Here is a 14,415-nt window from a genome sequence, read left to right on the forward strand (position 1 = left end):
CAAAGAACAGGGAGTTCGACATGCGCAGCATCCTCACCGCATCGGCCCTCGCTCTGTGCGCCTTAGGCGCTCACGCGCAGACGGCACTCGACGACCGCAGCGGCGAGGCCACGCTGGCCTGCCTGGAGCGGCCCACCGCGCCCAAATACCCCGATGGCGCGATGACGCTGCGCCACAACGGCCTCTACCGCGTGCAGGTGACCTTCACCGATGCAAAGCGCGAGCCGGAGGTGAAAGTTCTGTTCTCCGCCGGTTCGGACAAGTTGCGGGAGGCGGCGGAACACTATGCGCAGCAATTCCGCCTGCCTTGCCTGAAAGCGGGCAGCACGGTCGAGCTGATTCAAGAGGTTAGCTTCCAGGCCGTCGCCGACGGCGACGTTCAGCCGTCCGCCCCACTGAACCTGCCACAGCCGCCCGATGCGCGGTACGGCGCCTGCCTGCGCACGCCGTCCCAGTCGCTGTGGCTCGGCCCGGCGCCTCCGCCGCCAGGGTCTCAGCGCGAAATCAAGAACGGCAATCTCGTCGTCAACATGGCGTTCACTGCGCCCGATCGGCCGCCCGTGGTCACGGTCGTCTACAACACGCTCAACGCCCGCTATCGCAGCGACATCCTGTACCACGTGGCCGAGTACCGCGTGCCCTGTCTGGACCCAGGTGCGAAATACACGACTCAGCAAACCTTCAGCGTTCACATGGAAGGTAACCGCGGCTATGCATTCAAGGACGTCGGCATCGTCACCTTCCTCGGCATGGTCAGGAACGCCGACGCCCGGCCGGTCAACTTCGAGCTGGACACCATGGGTTGCCCGTTCCGGCTGCGCTTCTCGCTGGGCCGACCGGCCATTGCCAACGGCGTCACCGAAACCGGCACGCCCAACCCGAACCGGCGCGGCTTCATCGCCTGGATGGAGGAGCTGGAGCTGGCGCTGAAGCCGGAGCAGTTCGAGAGCCTGCTGGGCGCGCAGATGTTCATCGACGTGCCTTGCGGGACGATCAAGCTGGGCTGAGGCCTGGCTGAAATCGGTCTGAAACCACCCCACCCTGCGGATCGCTGAGAATCGGCGCCCCGCGCGAGAATTTTTCATTCCTCTGGAGACTCTTCCCATGACCATCAAGATCGGCATCAACGGCTTCGGCCGCATCGGACGCATGGTGTTCCGTGCCGCTGTCGCGAACTTCAAGGACATCGAGGTCGTTGCGATCAACGACCTGCTGGAGCCCGACTACCTGGCCTACATGCTCAAGTACGACAGCGTGCACGGCAAGTTCGACGGTGAAGTCTCCGTGGACGGCAACACGCTGGTGGTCAATGGCAAGCCGATCCGCCTGACCGCCGTGAAGGACCCGTCCGAGCTGCAATGGGCCGCCGTCGGCGCCGACATCGTCGTCGAAGCCACGGGCATCTTCCTGGACAAGGCCGGCGGCGAGAAGCACCTGGCTGCGGGCGCCAAGAAGGTCATCTTCTCGGCCCCGTCCAAGGACGAGACGCCGATGTTCGTCTTCGGTGTGAACCACACCAAGTACGCCGGCGAAGCCATCATCTCCAACGCCTCCTGCACGACCAACTGCCTGGCCCCGCTGGCCAAGGTGCTGAACGACAAGTGGGGCATCAAGCGCGGCCTGATGACCACCGTGCACGCGGCCACCGCGACGCAGAAGACCGTGGACGGCCCGAGCAACAAGGACTGGCGCGGCGGCCGCGGCATCCTGGAGAACATCATCCCCAGCTCTACAGGCGCCGCCAAGGCCGTCGGCAAGGTCATCCCCGAGCTGAACAAGCTGCTCACGGGCATGAGCTTCCGGGTGCCGACCAGCGACGTGTCGGTCGTCGACCTGACCGTCGAGCTGAAGAGCGAAGCCACCTACGCCGAGATCTGCGCCGAGTTCAAGGCTCAGAGCGAAGGTGCGCTGAAGGGCGTGCTGGGCTACACGGAAGACAAGGTCGTCGCGACCGACTTCCGTGGCGATGCGCGCACCTCCATCTTCGACGCCGACGCCGGCATCGCGCTGGACTCCACCTTCGTCAAGCTGGTGTCCTGGTACGACAACGAGTGGGGCTATTCGAACAAGGTGCTGGAGATGGTCCGCGTGGTTGCGGCCTGATCGGGCATCTGCCAAGCAAAAGGGGCGCCGATGGCGCCCCTTTTTCGTTCAGTACCAATAAGCCGGATACGTCCGCCGACAGGCCCGGTGGTAGACCACCGCGACGGCCACCATCGTCAGCGCGCCGAACAGCGTCGGGAAGAACAGGAAGCTGAGCTTGGGCCCAACCAGGAAGACGATGACCGGGTTGGACCCGGCCGGCGGGTGCATGCAGCGGGTCAGCATCATCAGCGCGCAGGACACGCCCGCCGCCAGCGCCAGCGACCACCAGGCCGGGCCGAACAGCGCCAGCGCCGCCAGGCCCACGGCTGTGCAGATGAAGTGGCCACCGACAACGCTGCGGGGCTGCGAGAAGTGCAGCTCCGGGAAGGTGAACATCATCACCGCCGTGGAGCCGAACGAGCCCAGCGCCAGCAGCACGCCCAGGTTGAAGGAGCTGAAGGCAAGCACGCCGATGATGAGGGCCACGCCCGCGCAGGCGACGGCACCGAAACGCAGCGTGTAGGCCGGCGCCGCCGTGATGGCCGGCACCGCCTCGGTGCGCCGCACGGCAGGCGCCGCGTCGGGCGCAGGCGCCACGCCGGATGCAAGCTCGTTCATGGGTCTCCTCGATGGCCGGTGCCGCAGTCGACACCCGCCTGGCCACTGACTAGCAGGTTCCGGGCCGCGTGATCTCAGGCCGGGCTGCCGGCGGCCGCACTGCTGGGCACGGCGCCCAGTTCGCCCGACTCACGCGCCTTGCGGCCGTAGAACAGCTCGAACAGCGGTGTGGCCATCATGGTGGTCACCACCGCCATCAGCACCAGCATCGAGAACAGCGCCGGGCCGATGATGCCCTTCTGCAGGCCGATGTTGATGATGATGAGTTCCATCAGGCCGCGCGAGTTCATCAGCGCGCCGATGCCCAGCGCCGTGCGGTTGTCCTCACCCGCCATGCGGGCCGCCAGGTAGCAGGCACCGAACTTGGCCAGCACCGAGGCCACCAGCACGCCCAGCGCGATCAGGAACAGGTCCAGCGAGTTGATCATGTCCAGGCGCGTGTTCAGGCCCGAGTAGGTGAAGAACATCGGCAGCAGCAGGATGACCGTCAGCGGCTCGACCTTCTTCTTCAGCTCGGCGGCAAACAGCCCGCGCGGCATGACGGCGCCGATGATGAAGCCGCCGAAGATGGCGTGGATGCCGACCGCGTCCATCACGAAGGCGGACGTGCAGAAGGCGATCAGCGTCAGGCCCAGCACCGTGTGGCTCATGTGGCCGTCACGCTCCACCATGCGGCCCAGCGGCGCCAGCAGCTTCTTGCCGAACAGCATGATGAAGGCCGCCCAGATGAGGCCGCCGCCGATGGCCAGCACGGCCACGCCCGCGCCGGCGCCGAAGGCCGCCAGCACCATGGCCAGCACACACCAGGAGACGGCGTCGTCAAAGGCGCCGGCCGTGAGCGCCAGCGTGCCCAGCGAGGTGTTCTGCAGCCCTTGCTCGTTGATGATGCGCGCCAGCATGGGGAAGGCGGTCAGCGCGATGCAGGCGCCCATGAACAGCGTCGCATTGGTCGTCGAGATGCCCTCGGCGAACAGGCCCGGCACGGTGAGCAGCAGCGGCGTGATCAGGAAGGCGATGACGAACGGCGCCGCGATGCCGGAGATCGACACACCGATGGCGCTCTTGGCCTTGGTGGCGAAGTGGTCCAGCCGCAGCGTCGTGCCGACCAGGAACATGTACAGGCCCACACCCAGCTGGGCGCCGGTGTAGAGCACGTTCTTCATCTCCTTGGGGAAGATGGCCGCCTGGGCGTCGGGGAAGAACAGGCCGAACAGCGACGGGCCAAGGATGACGCCGGCAATCATTTCGCCGACGACCTGCGGCTGGCCCAGGAACTTGCGGCCGACCCAGCCGACGACGCGACAGGCCAGCATGATGATGGCCAGTTGCAGGAAGAAGCGGATGCTGAAGTCCGTCGGCGAGTAGGTCTGAGCGACCGCAGGGGCCGGGCCGCCATGCTTGGCAAACACGTCGGCCAGGGTGGCAATCAGGTCGAAATCCATGGGGATGCCTTGTTGGATCTTTTAGTGGTTTCTGCGCATGCCGGGTGACAGGCCCGGCGCTGCGACAACGTTGTCTCCGGCTACATCGCGGCTAGGCGACAAGCTGGAGCGCACTGTGCCAGCGGGCTTTTCGGTGTCCATTGGGTTGAACAGAGTCGTACCTACGTACCTACCTACTGATTGCGCAAGTGCAGGCAGGTAGCTACATTCCACGCCTCATGAAGCTCCTCTCCAGCCGCGAGTTCAATCGCGATGTCAGCCTTGCCAAGCGCGCCGCCCAGGTGGAGCCGGTGCTGATCACCGACCGCGGCCAGCCCACGCATGTGCTGATGAGCATCGGCGACTACCGCCGCCTGACCGGCGAGGGCGAGAGCATCCTGGAGCTGCTGGCCATGCCCGAGGTGATCGCCATCGACGCCGCCGATGCGGCATCGGACGGCGCTTGGGATCACCGCGAACCTCTGGCCTGACCATGTTCCTGCTCGACACCGGCATCGTGCTGGAACTCCGCAAGGCCAAGGCCGCACAGTCCGACGCCGGGCTGATGGCCTGGGCTTCCGGCATCCCGCGTCAGAAGCTGTTCATCTCGGCGCTCACGCTGTTGGAGATAGAGAACGCCGCCGCACGCCTGGGCCGCAAGGACCGCGCGGCCGGGCTGGTGGTGCGGGAATGGATTGACGAGCGCGTCATGACGGCGTTCGAAGGGCGCGTGCTGTCGGTGGACGCGGCCGTCGTGCGCCGCCGTGCCCAGCTACCCTATGCCAACACACGCGACGGCCTGCTGGCCGCGACGGCGCTGGAGCATGGCCTGACCTTCGTGACCCACCGCGTCTCCGCCTTCCGCGCCGGCCGCGTCAAGCTGCTGAACCCGTCCGGCTACGTGGCGCAGCCCAGCGATGAAGACGAAGACTGGGCGCACGGCACCCAGACCGGCCATCAGTGGCTGAAGAACCTCTACGTGAGAGCATGAACAAGCGACGCATCCTCATCGTCGGCGGCGGCACCGCCGGCTGGCTGACCGCCGCCTACCTCGCCAAGGCGCTGCGCCTGGCCGAGCGCCCGCACCTGGAAGTGACCGTGCTGGAGTCGCCCGACATCAGCAGCGTCGGCGTCGGCGAGGGCACCTTCCCCACCATCCGCAGCACGCTGCAATTCCTCGGCATAGACGAAGCGCACTTCATCCGCGCGACCACCGCGACGATGAAGCAGGGCATCCGCTTCGTCGACTGGGCGCGCACGCCGCGTGACGGCCAGCACCAGCAGTTCTTCCACCCGTTCGAGGCGCCGTTCTACGCCGAGGACGTCAACCTCGTGCCCTACTGGCTGCTGCAGGACGAGGCCACGCGGCCGCCGTTCGCGCAGGCCATGACGCTGCAACAACGCATCACCGACGCCCAGCGCGCGCCCAAGCGCCTCGGCGAGGCGGCCTACGCGGCGCCGCTGAACTACGCCTATCACTTCGACGCCATCAAGCTCGCGGGCCTGCTGGCCGACCGCGCCCGGGAGCTGGGTGTGCGGCATTTCGAAGGCACGGTGACCGATGTGGCGCTGGACGCGCGCGGCGCTATTCGCCACCTGAACACGGCCCAAGGCAGGTTCGAGGCCGACCTCTACATCGACTGCTCGGGCTTCCGCGCCGAGCTGATCGGCAAGGCGCTGGGCAGCCCGTTCAAGTCCTGCCGCAGCCAGCTGTTTGCCGACCGGGCACTGGCCTGCAAGCTGCCGTTCGACGCGGCCGACACGCCGATGGAGAGCTGCACCATCGCCACGGCGCACGAGGCCGGCTGGCTGTGGGAGATCGGCCTGAACGGCGCGCGCGGCATCGGCTGCGTCTACTCCAGCAGCCACATCAGCGACGAGCGCGCGGCCGAGATCCTGCGCGCCTACTGCGGCGATGAAGATGTCGCCATGCGCAGCATCCCGTTCGCGCCCGGCTACCGCGAGAAGCAGTGGGTGAAGAACTGCGTCGCGGTGGGCTTGTCCGCCGGCTTCCTGGAGCCGCTGGAATCGACCGGCCTCGTGCTCATCGAGGCGGCCGTCGGCATGATTGCCGAGATGCTGCCGCACAGCGGCGCCATGGAGGCACCGGCGCGGCGCTTCAACGAGCTGATGACGGCGCGCTTCGAGAACATCATCAACTTCCTGAAGCTGCACTACTGCCTGAGCAAACGCGACGAGCCCTTCTGGCGCGACAACGCCAACCCGGCCACCATCCCCGAGCCGCTGGCCGACCTGCTGGAGCAATGGCGGCTGCGCCCGCCGGGCCGCTTCGACTTCGTGCTGGACACGGAGACGTTCGCGTTCTTCAACTACCAGTACATCCTGTACGGCATGGGCTTCCACACCGACCTCAGCGCGGGCCGCGCCGACTTCACGCAGGGCGCCGAGGCGGCCAAGCTGTTCGCGAAGATTCAGCGATTTGCGGACCGGGCGTTGGTGGACCTGCCCAGCCACCGGGCGCTGATTGAGAAGATCAACGCGGTGAAATAGAGAGAGCCACGTCCAGGCTCGCCACACACGCTGCGCGGAATGTCCAAGCGTCGGGTGGCGACAACTGTGCAGCGGATCGGGTCAGCCGAGCCAACCGCCTGGCACGCGGCGACCGCCGCGGTGCTGTCATTCACTGCCGATCACCGGAAGCAGTGGCACAGACACCCGCCACTGCGCCAATTGGGCGGGCGTGCGCACGGCAGTTTTCACCGAGATCAAGCGAACCCCGCGCTGGCATCATCCGGCCACGAAGCAAGCCACGCTCGCGCCGAGAATTTGTAACCACGCCCCGCTTTTGCCGGGAAAATAATGCCCGTTTCGCCCGACAGGTTTGCGAGAAAGTTCTTATGAACCAAGCACTTGCTGAGCCATCGCAGAGCCGATTAGGGCGACGGCGGGCGTGATAGGCGACGCTTATCCACGATTCATAACACGTTAAAGGGCACGACTTGGATTCAGCGTCTCATATTGAGCTGCCGTCCTTCGATACCGGCGAGTACGAGGCCAGCGAGCTTCATATGTCCGAAGGGAAGGCCGTACTGAGGGTGCGTATCGCAGGGCGCGAGCCCGTTCAAATCGCGTTCGCCTGTGTTCGTTGGCATCGCTTCACGTCGCTGTACGCGTGCCCGGCTGAATGGATCTCCGGGTACTACTTCAAGGTTGGAGTGGTTCGCAACAGCCGTGAATTGGCGGAGCACCTGGAGGCGGACCAAGCATCTGTGAAACCCTACAAGCAGCTTCACCATTTCCGGATCTTTCTCGACGAAACAGGGTGTCATGAGTTCTTGGCGGAGAGCGCTGATGCCCTTTAACCTGTCATTGGAGCGGACCGCCTTCGGCGTCCGCTCACTTTCACGTTAGGCGTCAGCCACAGGGATCGCAATGCCAGACTTTCCGCAAGTTCTTCTCCTCGGCGTGCCGTGGTCCTTCGTCGAGCCTGTCCCAGAATCGCCCGCCGCGCTCATTGAGGCAGTGCGTGCATACGCCGAAGATATCCAGGCTGAAGATCCGGAATCGGAACTCGCTCGTGTTCTGCCGTTCGCTGACGTGCGGCTCAAATACGACTACGCGTTCGAAGTCGCCGACGGAGACTGGCGCGATAGGGAGGCCGAAGTCAGAGTAGTAGCAAGCGCGCATGGCCGCCTAACCGGAGCGGACGTGCTTTGGGAACTACATGTTTCCTGGGCTGCAACGGTACCTGAAGAAGATCACCACTACTTTGAAGGGCTGCAACTTGTCGAGTGGGGCGGCATCGGGAAGCCACCCAAGTACCGTGTTCTTCTTGGCAGTTGACAAGATTGCTAGTCGATTTGACGCCTAACCTTGCACTGCAGCGGACGGCTTCGCCGCCCGCTGAGCTCGCACGTAGAGCTCTCACATGACTAAGTGGCTGTTACTGGTGCTAACTTGCTTTGCCATCTATGGAGTACTTGATTCCATAGGCTGGCTAAGTCGGACGAAGAAACTTCCAGCACAAGAAATTGAAAAAGTGGTTGGGTACGACGCCTCTCACCTTCCTCTATCCGAGAGAGAGCAGAGAGCCAATACTGCTCATTCATTTACCTTAAATAAGGTTGTCGTGATTATGGCTGCCATTGCTTTGGCTCTGGCAACCACTACTTTTAAGGCATTTTTCCCGTGAAGCTCGGTAGGTTGGGGTAAGTTCACGAACCCCAACATTCCACAGGTCAATCGATGTTGGGGTTAGCACCCCAACCTACCGGGCCATTCATTCCAGCCAATGCGCCGAATGCGGGCTAACTCAAACATTGGACCACAACAATGCGCACACTCACCATCCTGTTTTTGTTCCTCTCCATATCGATCCCTGCGGCTGCTGGCATCCTGCCGCCAGAGCATCGAGAACAGCTTATCCAGGCAGCTTTCGCCAATTTTTGGGGTAAGGCGAGGCTCAGTAATGGCAATCCCGTTCAGCCCGACAATGCGGCTGAACGATCCACCCTCCCTATATCGACAGCAGCGGCTAACCACGTAATTTCCGCTGGGGAGTTATCGGGTATTGCAGAGTGGTGCGGCATGGACTGGCAGACGCATTTTCTAAGCCTTACAGCCAAAGCACGCCGACAGGGATTTAGCGAAAAGCAGGTGGCATTTATCGGGCTACTGCATGGGATGGCGCAGGGCAATGTTTATTCTGCTGTGCAATCAAAGTCATGCACTGTGGAGCAGAAATCAAAGGCAGCACAAATGCTTGAAACTTCACCCGTCAAGCAAGAAATTCCGCAGTGAGCCATAGACCCAACAATGCGGTCGAGAGGGGCGCTCCGCCCTCCGAGTAGCTGATTTCATTGATCTCGATGCAACGGCCTGGCGCACGCTCAGGCCGTTTGCGTTTCTGGCACCAGCCTCAAGCCCAGCAGCCGAGCGCGCCAGCTTGTGCGCCGGCGCCGTCAGCACCTGCGGAGATTTTTCGACCGGCCCGTGTCGAAACCCGCGACCACCGCTCGTCGTCGGGTATGCGCAAGGAGGTGCGTGATGTTGCTCAAGGACAAGGTAGCCGTCGTGTACGGTGGGAGTGGCGCCGTGGGTGGCGCGGTGGCAAAGGCCTATGCACGGGAAGGGGCACGCGTCTTTCTCGCCGCGCGCAACCGGGCCGCGCTTGAACGGGTCGCCGCAGAGATTGCGGCGGCTGGTGGCCGGGCCGAGGTGACGATCGTCGATGCGACAAACCCCGTGGCTATCCAGGCCCATCTCGATGCCGTGGTGGCCGCCGCTGAGCCGGTGCGGCTTATGTTCAACGGGGTGTCCTGGTCGGACACGCAGGGCTCGTCCATGGCGGACATGGGCTTTGAGGCCATGTTCGAGCCGGTCCGGCTGGCCATGCTCAGCTGGTTTCACACCGGCACCCTCATGGCCCGCCACATGGGCCAGCACGGCGGCGGCGCCATCGTGGGCGTCACCGCGAACGTGGCGCGCTGGCCGTCACCGGCGACCGGCGGCTTCGGCATCGCTTGCGCGGCGGCCGAGCACTTCCTGCGCCAGCTGGGCATGGAGCACGGCCCCTCGGGCGTGCGGGTCTGCTGGGTGCGCTCGCCGGGGTCGCCCGATGCCCCAGGCGTGCGCGAGGTCTGGCAGGCGCAGGCCGACGAACGCGGCATCAGCTTCGAGGACCTGCACCGGGACTACGCCAAGGCAACGCCGCTGCGCCGCATCGCCGGGCTGGCGCAGGTCGCCGATGCGGCCGTGCTGCTGGCCAGCGACCTGGCTTCGGCCATGACCGCGACGGTCGCCAATGCCACCGGCGGCGGCCAGATCGACTGAATCCATTGAGGAGAGAACGCCATGCTGACCTTGCCCCAGATCATTGCGCGACCGGCACAGGCCTATGCCTTCATGCGCTTCAAGGTGCGCATGGACGAGATGCTCAAGCCGGCCGATGAGGGGTTTCCTATCGTCTTCAAGACGCTGGCCGAGCAAGGCATCCAGCCCATCGGCGCGGCCTTCTACAACTACCGCCGCATCAACATGGCCGAGACGCTGGATGTGGAGGCCGGCATTGCCGTCGAGCGGCCCGGTGTGGCGACAGAGCACGTGGCGTTTGGGACGCTGCCGGCAGGCAGGTTCGTCACGTTGCGCTGGCATGGGCACCCCGACAAGCTGGAGGCGGTGACCGCGATGCTGATCGGCTGGGTTCGGCTGACCGGGCAGCCGCTCGACGTCGAAGAGCGCGCGGATGGCGACCATTTCGCCTGCCGGCTCGAGATCTACGAGACCGATCCCGCCGAGCAGCCTGACATGGACCTGTGGGTGACCGAACTCGCCTTCAAGCTCAAGGGCTGAACTGCTTTTCCGCAAACCGCCACACCATCCGCGACGCGTCCGGACCGTTGGCGTCGCTGAAGCGCTTCTGCGCTGCGCCGCCGCTCCAGGCGTGGCCCAGACCGCCCACCTGCACGAGCGTGGCCACCAGCTCGCGCGAGCGCTTGAAGTGGGTCACCGTCATCGGGTAGCGCTTGCCGCGCTGCTGCGCCAGCGGCGCGCCCTCGCGGGCACCGGCCGCCTGTGACCACATCTGCGCCGCCGCATTCGCGTTGCGGGCCGACACGACACCGTCGTCCTCGCCGTGGATGACCATCAGCGGCGGCCAGGCTTCGGCCGGCACCACCTGCGGCTCGCGGCGGCCCTGCATGGCGCCCACGGCGCCGACGGCTGAAGTGGCCGCGCCCGGCGGCACGCCCGAGTGCATGGCCAGGGCCTTGAAGCGCTGCGGATAGCGTGTGGCCAGCAGCGCCGCCATGCTGGCGCCCGCCGACAGCCCCGCCACGGCAATGCGCTCGCGGTCGGCCGCGTACAGCACGCAGACCTGATCGACGGCCCGCATGATCCACGCCGCCTCACTGAAGGCGCGGCCGGACTGCGTGTCGAACCAGTTCCAGCAGCCCTGGGCGTTCGCCAGGCGCGGCTGCTCGGGGTACAGCACCAGAAAGCGCTCGCGCGCCGCGACCGCATTCATGCGCGTGCTCTCGGCAAAGCTCTTGGCGTCCTGGTGGCAGCCGTGCAGCATCACCATCAACGGCAGCTTTTCGCCGAAGCGCACGCCCTCGGGGCGGTACAGCCAGTAGCGCCGCGGCCCGGCCTCGGTCAGCACCGAGCCCATCAGCCAGCTGCCCGCGCCGGCCGGCGGCTTGCGGCGGTCACGCAGCGGCTGGGCGGCGCGCTGCAGCAGCTGGGCATTGCGGCCCAGCAGCGACGCCCAGGAGGGCTGTTTCACAAGCGCAGGCTGGCCGCCGGCGTGGCCACGACCGCGCACGCATCGGTGCCTTCGGCCTGGGCCAGCTCCTCCGTGGCCGGGTGCTCGCGCAGCAGCGCGTTCAGCTGGTCGATGACGCCGACCCAGTCGCCGTCGTCCTGGTGCCACTGCTCGCGGATGAAGGCCACCTGGCTGGCGTTCCAGCACGGCGCCTCCGACAGGTTGAGCGTCTGCGGCAGGGGCCGGTTCTGCAGCACGAAGACCTGGATGTCGTCCGTCGAGTTGGGCAGCCCGAGCTGCGCAAACAGGTCAGGCAGATCGTGGTGAGTGGTGGTGTCCATGGGGTGGTCCTTTCAGGGTTCCACCTTAGGGCTGCGCGGCCCGGGCCGCTGTCAGCGGAAGCCTCATCCGGCGAGTGCCGCGGGTGCCGGCTTGGCCGGCGCCCCGAAGGCGGTACGCTTTCGCCCAGGAGTCAGCCCCATGAACATGTTGTTGCACGGCAAAGCCGTCCGCCGAGGCCGATGAGCCACAAACCCACCACCGTCAACGAGCTTGGCGAGTTCACCGTCCTCATCGACGCGCGCTCGCCGGCCGAGTACGCGCTCGACCACCTGCCCGGCGCCATCAACTGCCCGGTGCTGGACGACGAGGAGCGCCGCATCGTCGGCACCACCTATGTGCAGGTCTCGGCCTTCGAGGCGCGCAAGATCGGCGGCGCCATGGTCGCGCGCAACATCGCCCGCCACCTGGAGGATCTGTTCCACGACAAGCCCCGGGACTGGCGCCCGCTCGTCTACTGCTGGCGCGGCGGCATGCGCAGCGGCAGCTTCGTCAACTGGCTGCGGCTGGTGGGCTGGGACGCGCAGCAGCTCAAGGGCGGCTACAAGGCCTGGCGCGCGCACGTCATCGAGCAGATCGCGCTCATCGCGCCGCAGCTGGACCTGCGCGTGCTATGCGGCCCGACCGGCAGCGCCAAGACGCGCGTGCTGCAGGCACTGGCCGCCGACGGCGAGCAGGTGCTGGACCTGGAGGACCTGGCCGCCCACCGCGGCTCGGTGCTGGGCGGCATGCCGGGCCGGCCGCAGCCGTCGCAGAAGGGCTTCGAGACGGCGCTGATGCAAGACCTGGCCCGCTTCGACCTGGGCCGGCGCGTGTGGGTGGAGGCTGAGAGCCGGCGCATCGGCCGCCTCACCGTGCCCGAGCCGCTGCTGCAGCGGCTGCGCGAGAGCCGGGTCATCGAGATCGACGCCACGCCCGAGGCGCGGCTGGCCTATCTGCTGCGCGACTACGCCTGGCTGGCCGACGACCCGCAGGGCCTGGCCGACAAGCTGGGCACGCTGCGCGAGCTGCTACCGAAGGACGTGCTGGCGCAGTGGCAAGCCTGGGCGCTGCACCGCGAGCTGCCGCCGCTGTTCGCCGCGCTGATGGCGCAGCACTACGACCCGCTCTACGCCCGCTCGCAGGGCCGCCACCTGGAGCGGCTGGCCCATGCGCAGCGCGTGGCCTGCGACGACCTGTCGGACGCCGGCATCCACGCGCTGGCCCGTCACATTGCTTCACTGCCATGACCCAAACACCCATCACCACGCCCGTTCCCCGCCTAACGTCCCTGTCCCACGGCGGCGGCTGCGGCTGCAAGATCGCGCCCGGCGTGCTCAGCGAGATCCTGAAGAACACGCGCCAGCTGCCCGTGCCGCCCGCGCTGCTGGTGGGCATAGAGACGGCCGACGACGCGGCCGTCTACCAGCTGACCGACGACATCGCGGTGATCGCGACGACCGATTTCTTCATGCCCATCGTCGACGACCCGTTCGACTTCGGCCGCATCGCCGCGACCAACGCCATCAGCGATGTCTACGCGATGGGCGGCAAGCCCATCATGGCGCTGGCGCTGGTGGGCATGCCGATCAACGTGCTGCCGGTCGAGGTGATCGCGCGCATCCTGGCGGGCGGCGAGTCGGTCTGCGCCGCCGCCGGCATCCCGATCGCGGGCGGCCACACCATCGATTCGGTCGAGCCCATCTACGGCCTGGTCGCGCTGGGCGTCGTGCACCCCAAGCGCGTCAAGCGCAACTCGGATGCGCGGCCCGGCGACCGGCTGGTGCTGGGCAAGCCGCTGGGCGTGGGCATCCTGTCGGCGGCGCTGAAGAAGGAGGCGCTGTCTGCCGACGGCTACGCCCGCATGATCGCCACGACGACGCAGCTCAACACACCCGGGCCGGAGCTGGCCGCGCTGGACGGCGTGCATGCGATGACCGACGTGACCGGCTTCGGCCTGGCCGGCCATGCGCTGGAGCTGGCGCGCGGCGCCGGGGCCACGGTCGACATCGATTGGGCGCGCGTGCCGCTGCTGCCCGAGGTGCGCGAACTGGCGCAGCAGGGCATGGTGACCGGCGCGTCGGGGCGCAACTGGGCGGGCTATGGCGCGGAGGTGTCGCTGCCCAACGGCTTCCCGGCCGTCGACCGCGCGCTGCTGACCGACCCGCAGACCAGCGGCGGGCTGCTGGTGTCCTGCGATGCGGGTGCCGTGGACGACGTGCTCGCGGTGTTCCGCCGCCATGGCTTCGACGCGGCGGCCGAGATCGGCGGCGTCGTGGCAGCAGCCGACGGTGCGCCGCTGCGCGTGCGATAGAGATTCAACGCCAGCGGTCCGCCGGCTGCTTCAGGTAGCGGTCGGCCATGTAGCGCCAGGGCAGGATGAACGGGAAGATCAGCACCGGCACCACGGTCACGGCGATCGCCACGGTCTGCTCGTCCAGCCGCCCGGCCAGCCACAGCGGCACGACGATGGCAACCAGCCAGATCGACTTCCAGAACAGCTCCCACAGCAGCACCGGCAGCATCAGCAGCGGGTAGCGCACGCCGATCGCGCAGGTCAACGAGAACGCGGCCAGCATGCAGGCCACCACGCCTTCCATCAGCTCGTAGGGCCGCATGCGCACGACGAGGTTGGGCCAGACGACGAAGCCCAGGCCCACGACGATGACCAGGTAGAGCGTGCGCAGCAGGTTCAGGCGCAGCAGCGACACCGGCGGGGCTTCACGGGGGGTGAGGTTCATGGGCTTGTTC

At 66.5% G+C, this 14,415-nt stretch carries 18 protein-coding genes; 13 read left to right on the forward strand and 5 right to left on the reverse strand.

Features of this window, described 5'->3' with window-relative positions; genetic code table 11:
• The first annotated feature begins 20 nt into the window (after positions 1–20).
• Both ACG00Y_RS07995 and gap read left to right on the forward strand, forming a co-directional pair.
• Positions 21–1,007 (forward strand): energy transducer TonB, encoded by a 987-nt coding sequence (locus ACG00Y_RS07995; RefSeq protein WP_394477640.1) that lies wholly within the window; start codon positions 21–23, stop codon positions 1,005–1,007.
• A 97-nt stretch (positions 1,008–1,104) separates the two neighbouring features.
• A complete protein-coding gene (gap, locus tag ACG00Y_RS08000) occupies positions 1,105–2,103 on the forward strand; it encodes a type I glyceraldehyde-3-phosphate dehydrogenase (RefSeq protein ID WP_394477641.1) in 999 nt (332 codons plus the stop codon).
• Between the two features lie 48 nt (positions 2,104–2,151).
• Here gap and ACG00Y_RS08005 read toward each other — a convergent pair whose 3' ends face one another.
• A complete protein-coding gene (locus ACG00Y_RS08005; RefSeq protein WP_394477642.1) occupies positions 2,152–2,703 on the reverse strand; it encodes an HPP family protein in 552 nt (183 codons plus the stop codon).
• A gap of 74 nt (positions 2,704–2,777) precedes the next feature.
• A complete protein-coding gene (locus tag ACG00Y_RS08010) occupies positions 2,778–4,145 on the reverse strand; it encodes a cation:proton antiporter (RefSeq protein WP_394477644.1) in 1,368 nt (455 codons plus the stop codon).
• Between the two features lie 218 nt (positions 4,146–4,363).
• Here ACG00Y_RS08010 and ACG00Y_RS08015 point away from each other — a divergent pair, with 218 nt between their 5' ends.
• The 9 genes from ACG00Y_RS08015 (at position 4,364) to ACG00Y_RS08055 (ending at position 10,436) form a co-directional block, all read left to right on the forward strand.
• A complete protein-coding gene (locus tag ACG00Y_RS08015) occupies positions 4,364–4,615 on the forward strand; it encodes a type II toxin-antitoxin system Phd/YefM family antitoxin (protein ID WP_394477646.1) in 252 nt (83 codons plus the stop codon).
• A gap of 2 nt (positions 4,616–4,617) precedes the next feature.
• A complete protein-coding gene (locus ACG00Y_RS08020) occupies positions 4,618–5,115 on the forward strand; it encodes a PIN domain-containing protein (protein WP_394477649.1) in 498 nt (165 codons plus the stop codon).
• Positions 5,112–6,635, forward strand: coding sequence for a tryptophan halogenase family protein (locus ACG00Y_RS08025; RefSeq protein WP_394477650.1), 1,524 nt, complete (start codon positions 5,112–5,114; stop codon positions 6,633–6,635). The genes ACG00Y_RS08020 and ACG00Y_RS08025 overlap by 4 nt, the downstream gene beginning before the upstream one ends.
• A gap of 449 nt (positions 6,636–7,084) precedes the next feature.
• On the forward strand, positions 7,085–7,447 hold the full coding sequence (locus tag ACG00Y_RS08030; RefSeq protein ID WP_394477651.1) for a hypothetical protein: 363 nt from the start codon (positions 7,085–7,087) through the stop codon (positions 7,445–7,447).
• A 70-nt stretch (positions 7,448–7,517) separates the two neighbouring features.
• Positions 7,518–7,928 (forward strand): hypothetical protein, encoded by a 411-nt coding sequence (locus ACG00Y_RS08035; protein ID WP_394477653.1) that lies wholly within the window; start codon positions 7,518–7,520, stop codon positions 7,926–7,928.
• Positions 7,929–8,013: 85 nt separating this feature from the next.
• On the forward strand, positions 8,014–8,277 hold the full coding sequence (locus tag ACG00Y_RS08040) for a hypothetical protein (protein WP_394477654.1): 264 nt from the start codon (positions 8,014–8,016) through the stop codon (positions 8,275–8,277).
• A gap of 140 nt (positions 8,278–8,417) precedes the next feature.
• Entirely contained in the window at positions 8,418–8,885 is a 468-nt protein-coding gene (locus ACG00Y_RS08045) for a hypothetical protein (protein WP_394477656.1), read from the forward strand.
• Positions 8,886–9,131: 246 nt separating this feature from the next.
• Positions 9,132–9,917 (forward strand): SDR family NAD(P)-dependent oxidoreductase, encoded by a 786-nt coding sequence (locus ACG00Y_RS08050; RefSeq protein ID WP_394477658.1) that lies wholly within the window; start codon positions 9,132–9,134, stop codon positions 9,915–9,917.
• A gap of 21 nt (positions 9,918–9,938) precedes the next feature.
• A complete protein-coding gene (locus ACG00Y_RS08055) occupies positions 9,939–10,436 on the forward strand; it encodes a GyrI-like domain-containing protein (RefSeq protein WP_394477660.1) in 498 nt (165 codons plus the stop codon).
• Here the strand turns inward: ACG00Y_RS08055 and ACG00Y_RS08060 are convergent.
• Together ACG00Y_RS08060 and ACG00Y_RS08065 are read right to left on the reverse strand one after the other, a co-directional pair.
• The gene (locus ACG00Y_RS08060; protein ID WP_394477662.1) at positions 10,426–11,367 is read right to left on the reverse strand and encodes an extracellular catalytic domain type 1 short-chain-length polyhydroxyalkanoate depolymerase; all 942 of its coding nucleotides are present in this window, start codon (positions 11,365–11,367) and stop codon (positions 10,426–10,428) included. The two genes, ACG00Y_RS08055 and ACG00Y_RS08060, sit on opposite strands and share 11 nt — an antisense overlap.
• A complete protein-coding gene (locus tag ACG00Y_RS08065) occupies positions 11,364–11,687 on the reverse strand; it encodes a DUF2789 family protein (RefSeq protein WP_394477663.1) in 324 nt (107 codons plus the stop codon). The genes ACG00Y_RS08060 and ACG00Y_RS08065 overlap by 4 nt, the downstream gene beginning before the upstream one ends.
• A 180-nt stretch (positions 11,688–11,867) precedes the next feature.
• On the opposite strand from ACG00Y_RS08065, the gene mnmH reads away from it, so the two are divergent.
• Both mnmH and selD read left to right on the forward strand, forming a co-directional pair.
• Positions 11,868–12,914 carry a tRNA 2-selenouridine(34) synthase MnmH gene (gene mnmH / locus ACG00Y_RS08070; protein WP_394477665.1) on the forward strand — a complete coding sequence of 349 codons (1,047 nt, stop codon included), beginning with the start codon at positions 11,868–11,870 and terminating at the stop codon, positions 12,912–12,914.
• Positions 12,911–13,978, forward strand: coding sequence for a selenide, water dikinase SelD (selD, locus tag ACG00Y_RS08075; protein WP_394477666.1), 1,068 nt, complete (start codon positions 12,911–12,913; stop codon positions 13,976–13,978). The genes mnmH and selD overlap by 4 nt, the downstream gene beginning before the upstream one ends.
• A 4-nt stretch (positions 13,979–13,982) precedes the next feature.
• On the opposite strand, the gene ACG00Y_RS08080 is transcribed toward selD, so the two are convergent.
• Positions 13,983–14,405, reverse strand: coding sequence for a hypothetical protein (locus tag ACG00Y_RS08080; protein WP_394477668.1), 423 nt, complete (start codon positions 14,403–14,405; stop codon positions 13,983–13,985).
• Positions 14,406–14,415 lie beyond the last annotated feature (10 nt).

Origin of the sequence: Pelomonas parva, assembly GCF_043555835.1 — a bacterium.
GTDB classification, from domain to species: Bacteria; Pseudomonadota; Gammaproteobacteria; order Burkholderiales; family Burkholderiaceae_C; genus Pelomonas; species Pelomonas parva.

Coding starts and splice junctions, on each gene's coding strand:
- ACG00Y_RS08040 (WP_394477654.1), top strand. CDS start 8,014: ATGACTAAGTGGCTGTTACTGGTGCTAACTTGCTTTGCCATCTATGGA.
- ACG00Y_RS08005 (WP_394477642.1), bottom strand. CDS start 2,703: ATGAACGAGCTTGCATCCGGCGTGGCGCCTGCGCCCGACGCGGCGCCT.
- ACG00Y_RS08010 (WP_394477644.1), bottom strand. CDS start 4,145: ATGGATTTCGACCTGATTGCCACCCTGGCCGACGTGTTTGCCAAGCAT.
- gap (WP_394477641.1), top strand. CDS start 1,105: ATGACCATCAAGATCGGCATCAACGGCTTCGGCCGCATCGGACGCATG.
- ACG00Y_RS08080 (WP_394477668.1), bottom strand. CDS start 14,405: ATGAACCTCACCCCCCGTGAAGCCCCGCCGGTGTCGCTGCTGCGCCTG.
- selD (WP_394477666.1), top strand. CDS start 12,911: ATGACCCAAACACCCATCACCACGCCCGTTCCCCGCCTAACGTCCCTG.
- ACG00Y_RS08065 (WP_394477663.1), bottom strand. CDS start 11,687: ATGGACACCACCACTCACCACGATCTGCCTGACCTGTTTGCGCAGCTC.
- ACG00Y_RS08045 (WP_394477656.1), top strand. CDS start 8,418: ATGCGCACACTCACCATCCTGTTTTTGTTCCTCTCCATATCGATCCCT.
- ACG00Y_RS08055 (WP_394477660.1), top strand. CDS start 9,939: ATGCTGACCTTGCCCCAGATCATTGCGCGACCGGCACAGGCCTATGCC.
- ACG00Y_RS08020 (WP_394477649.1), top strand. CDS start 4,618: ATGTTCCTGCTCGACACCGGCATCGTGCTGGAACTCCGCAAGGCCAAG.
- ACG00Y_RS08015 (WP_394477646.1), top strand. CDS start 4,364: ATGAAGCTCCTCTCCAGCCGCGAGTTCAATCGCGATGTCAGCCTTGCC.
- mnmH (WP_394477665.1), top strand. CDS start 11,868: ATGAGCCACAAACCCACCACCGTCAACGAGCTTGGCGAGTTCACCGTC.
- ACG00Y_RS08035 (WP_394477653.1), top strand. CDS start 7,518: ATGCCAGACTTTCCGCAAGTTCTTCTCCTCGGCGTGCCGTGGTCCTTC.
- ACG00Y_RS08050 (WP_394477658.1), top strand. CDS start 9,132: ATGTTGCTCAAGGACAAGGTAGCCGTCGTGTACGGTGGGAGTGGCGCC.
- ACG00Y_RS08025 (WP_394477650.1), top strand. CDS start 5,112: ATGAACAAGCGACGCATCCTCATCGTCGGCGGCGGCACCGCCGGCTGG.
- ACG00Y_RS07995 (WP_394477640.1), top strand. CDS start 21: ATGCGCAGCATCCTCACCGCATCGGCCCTCGCTCTGTGCGCCTTAGGC.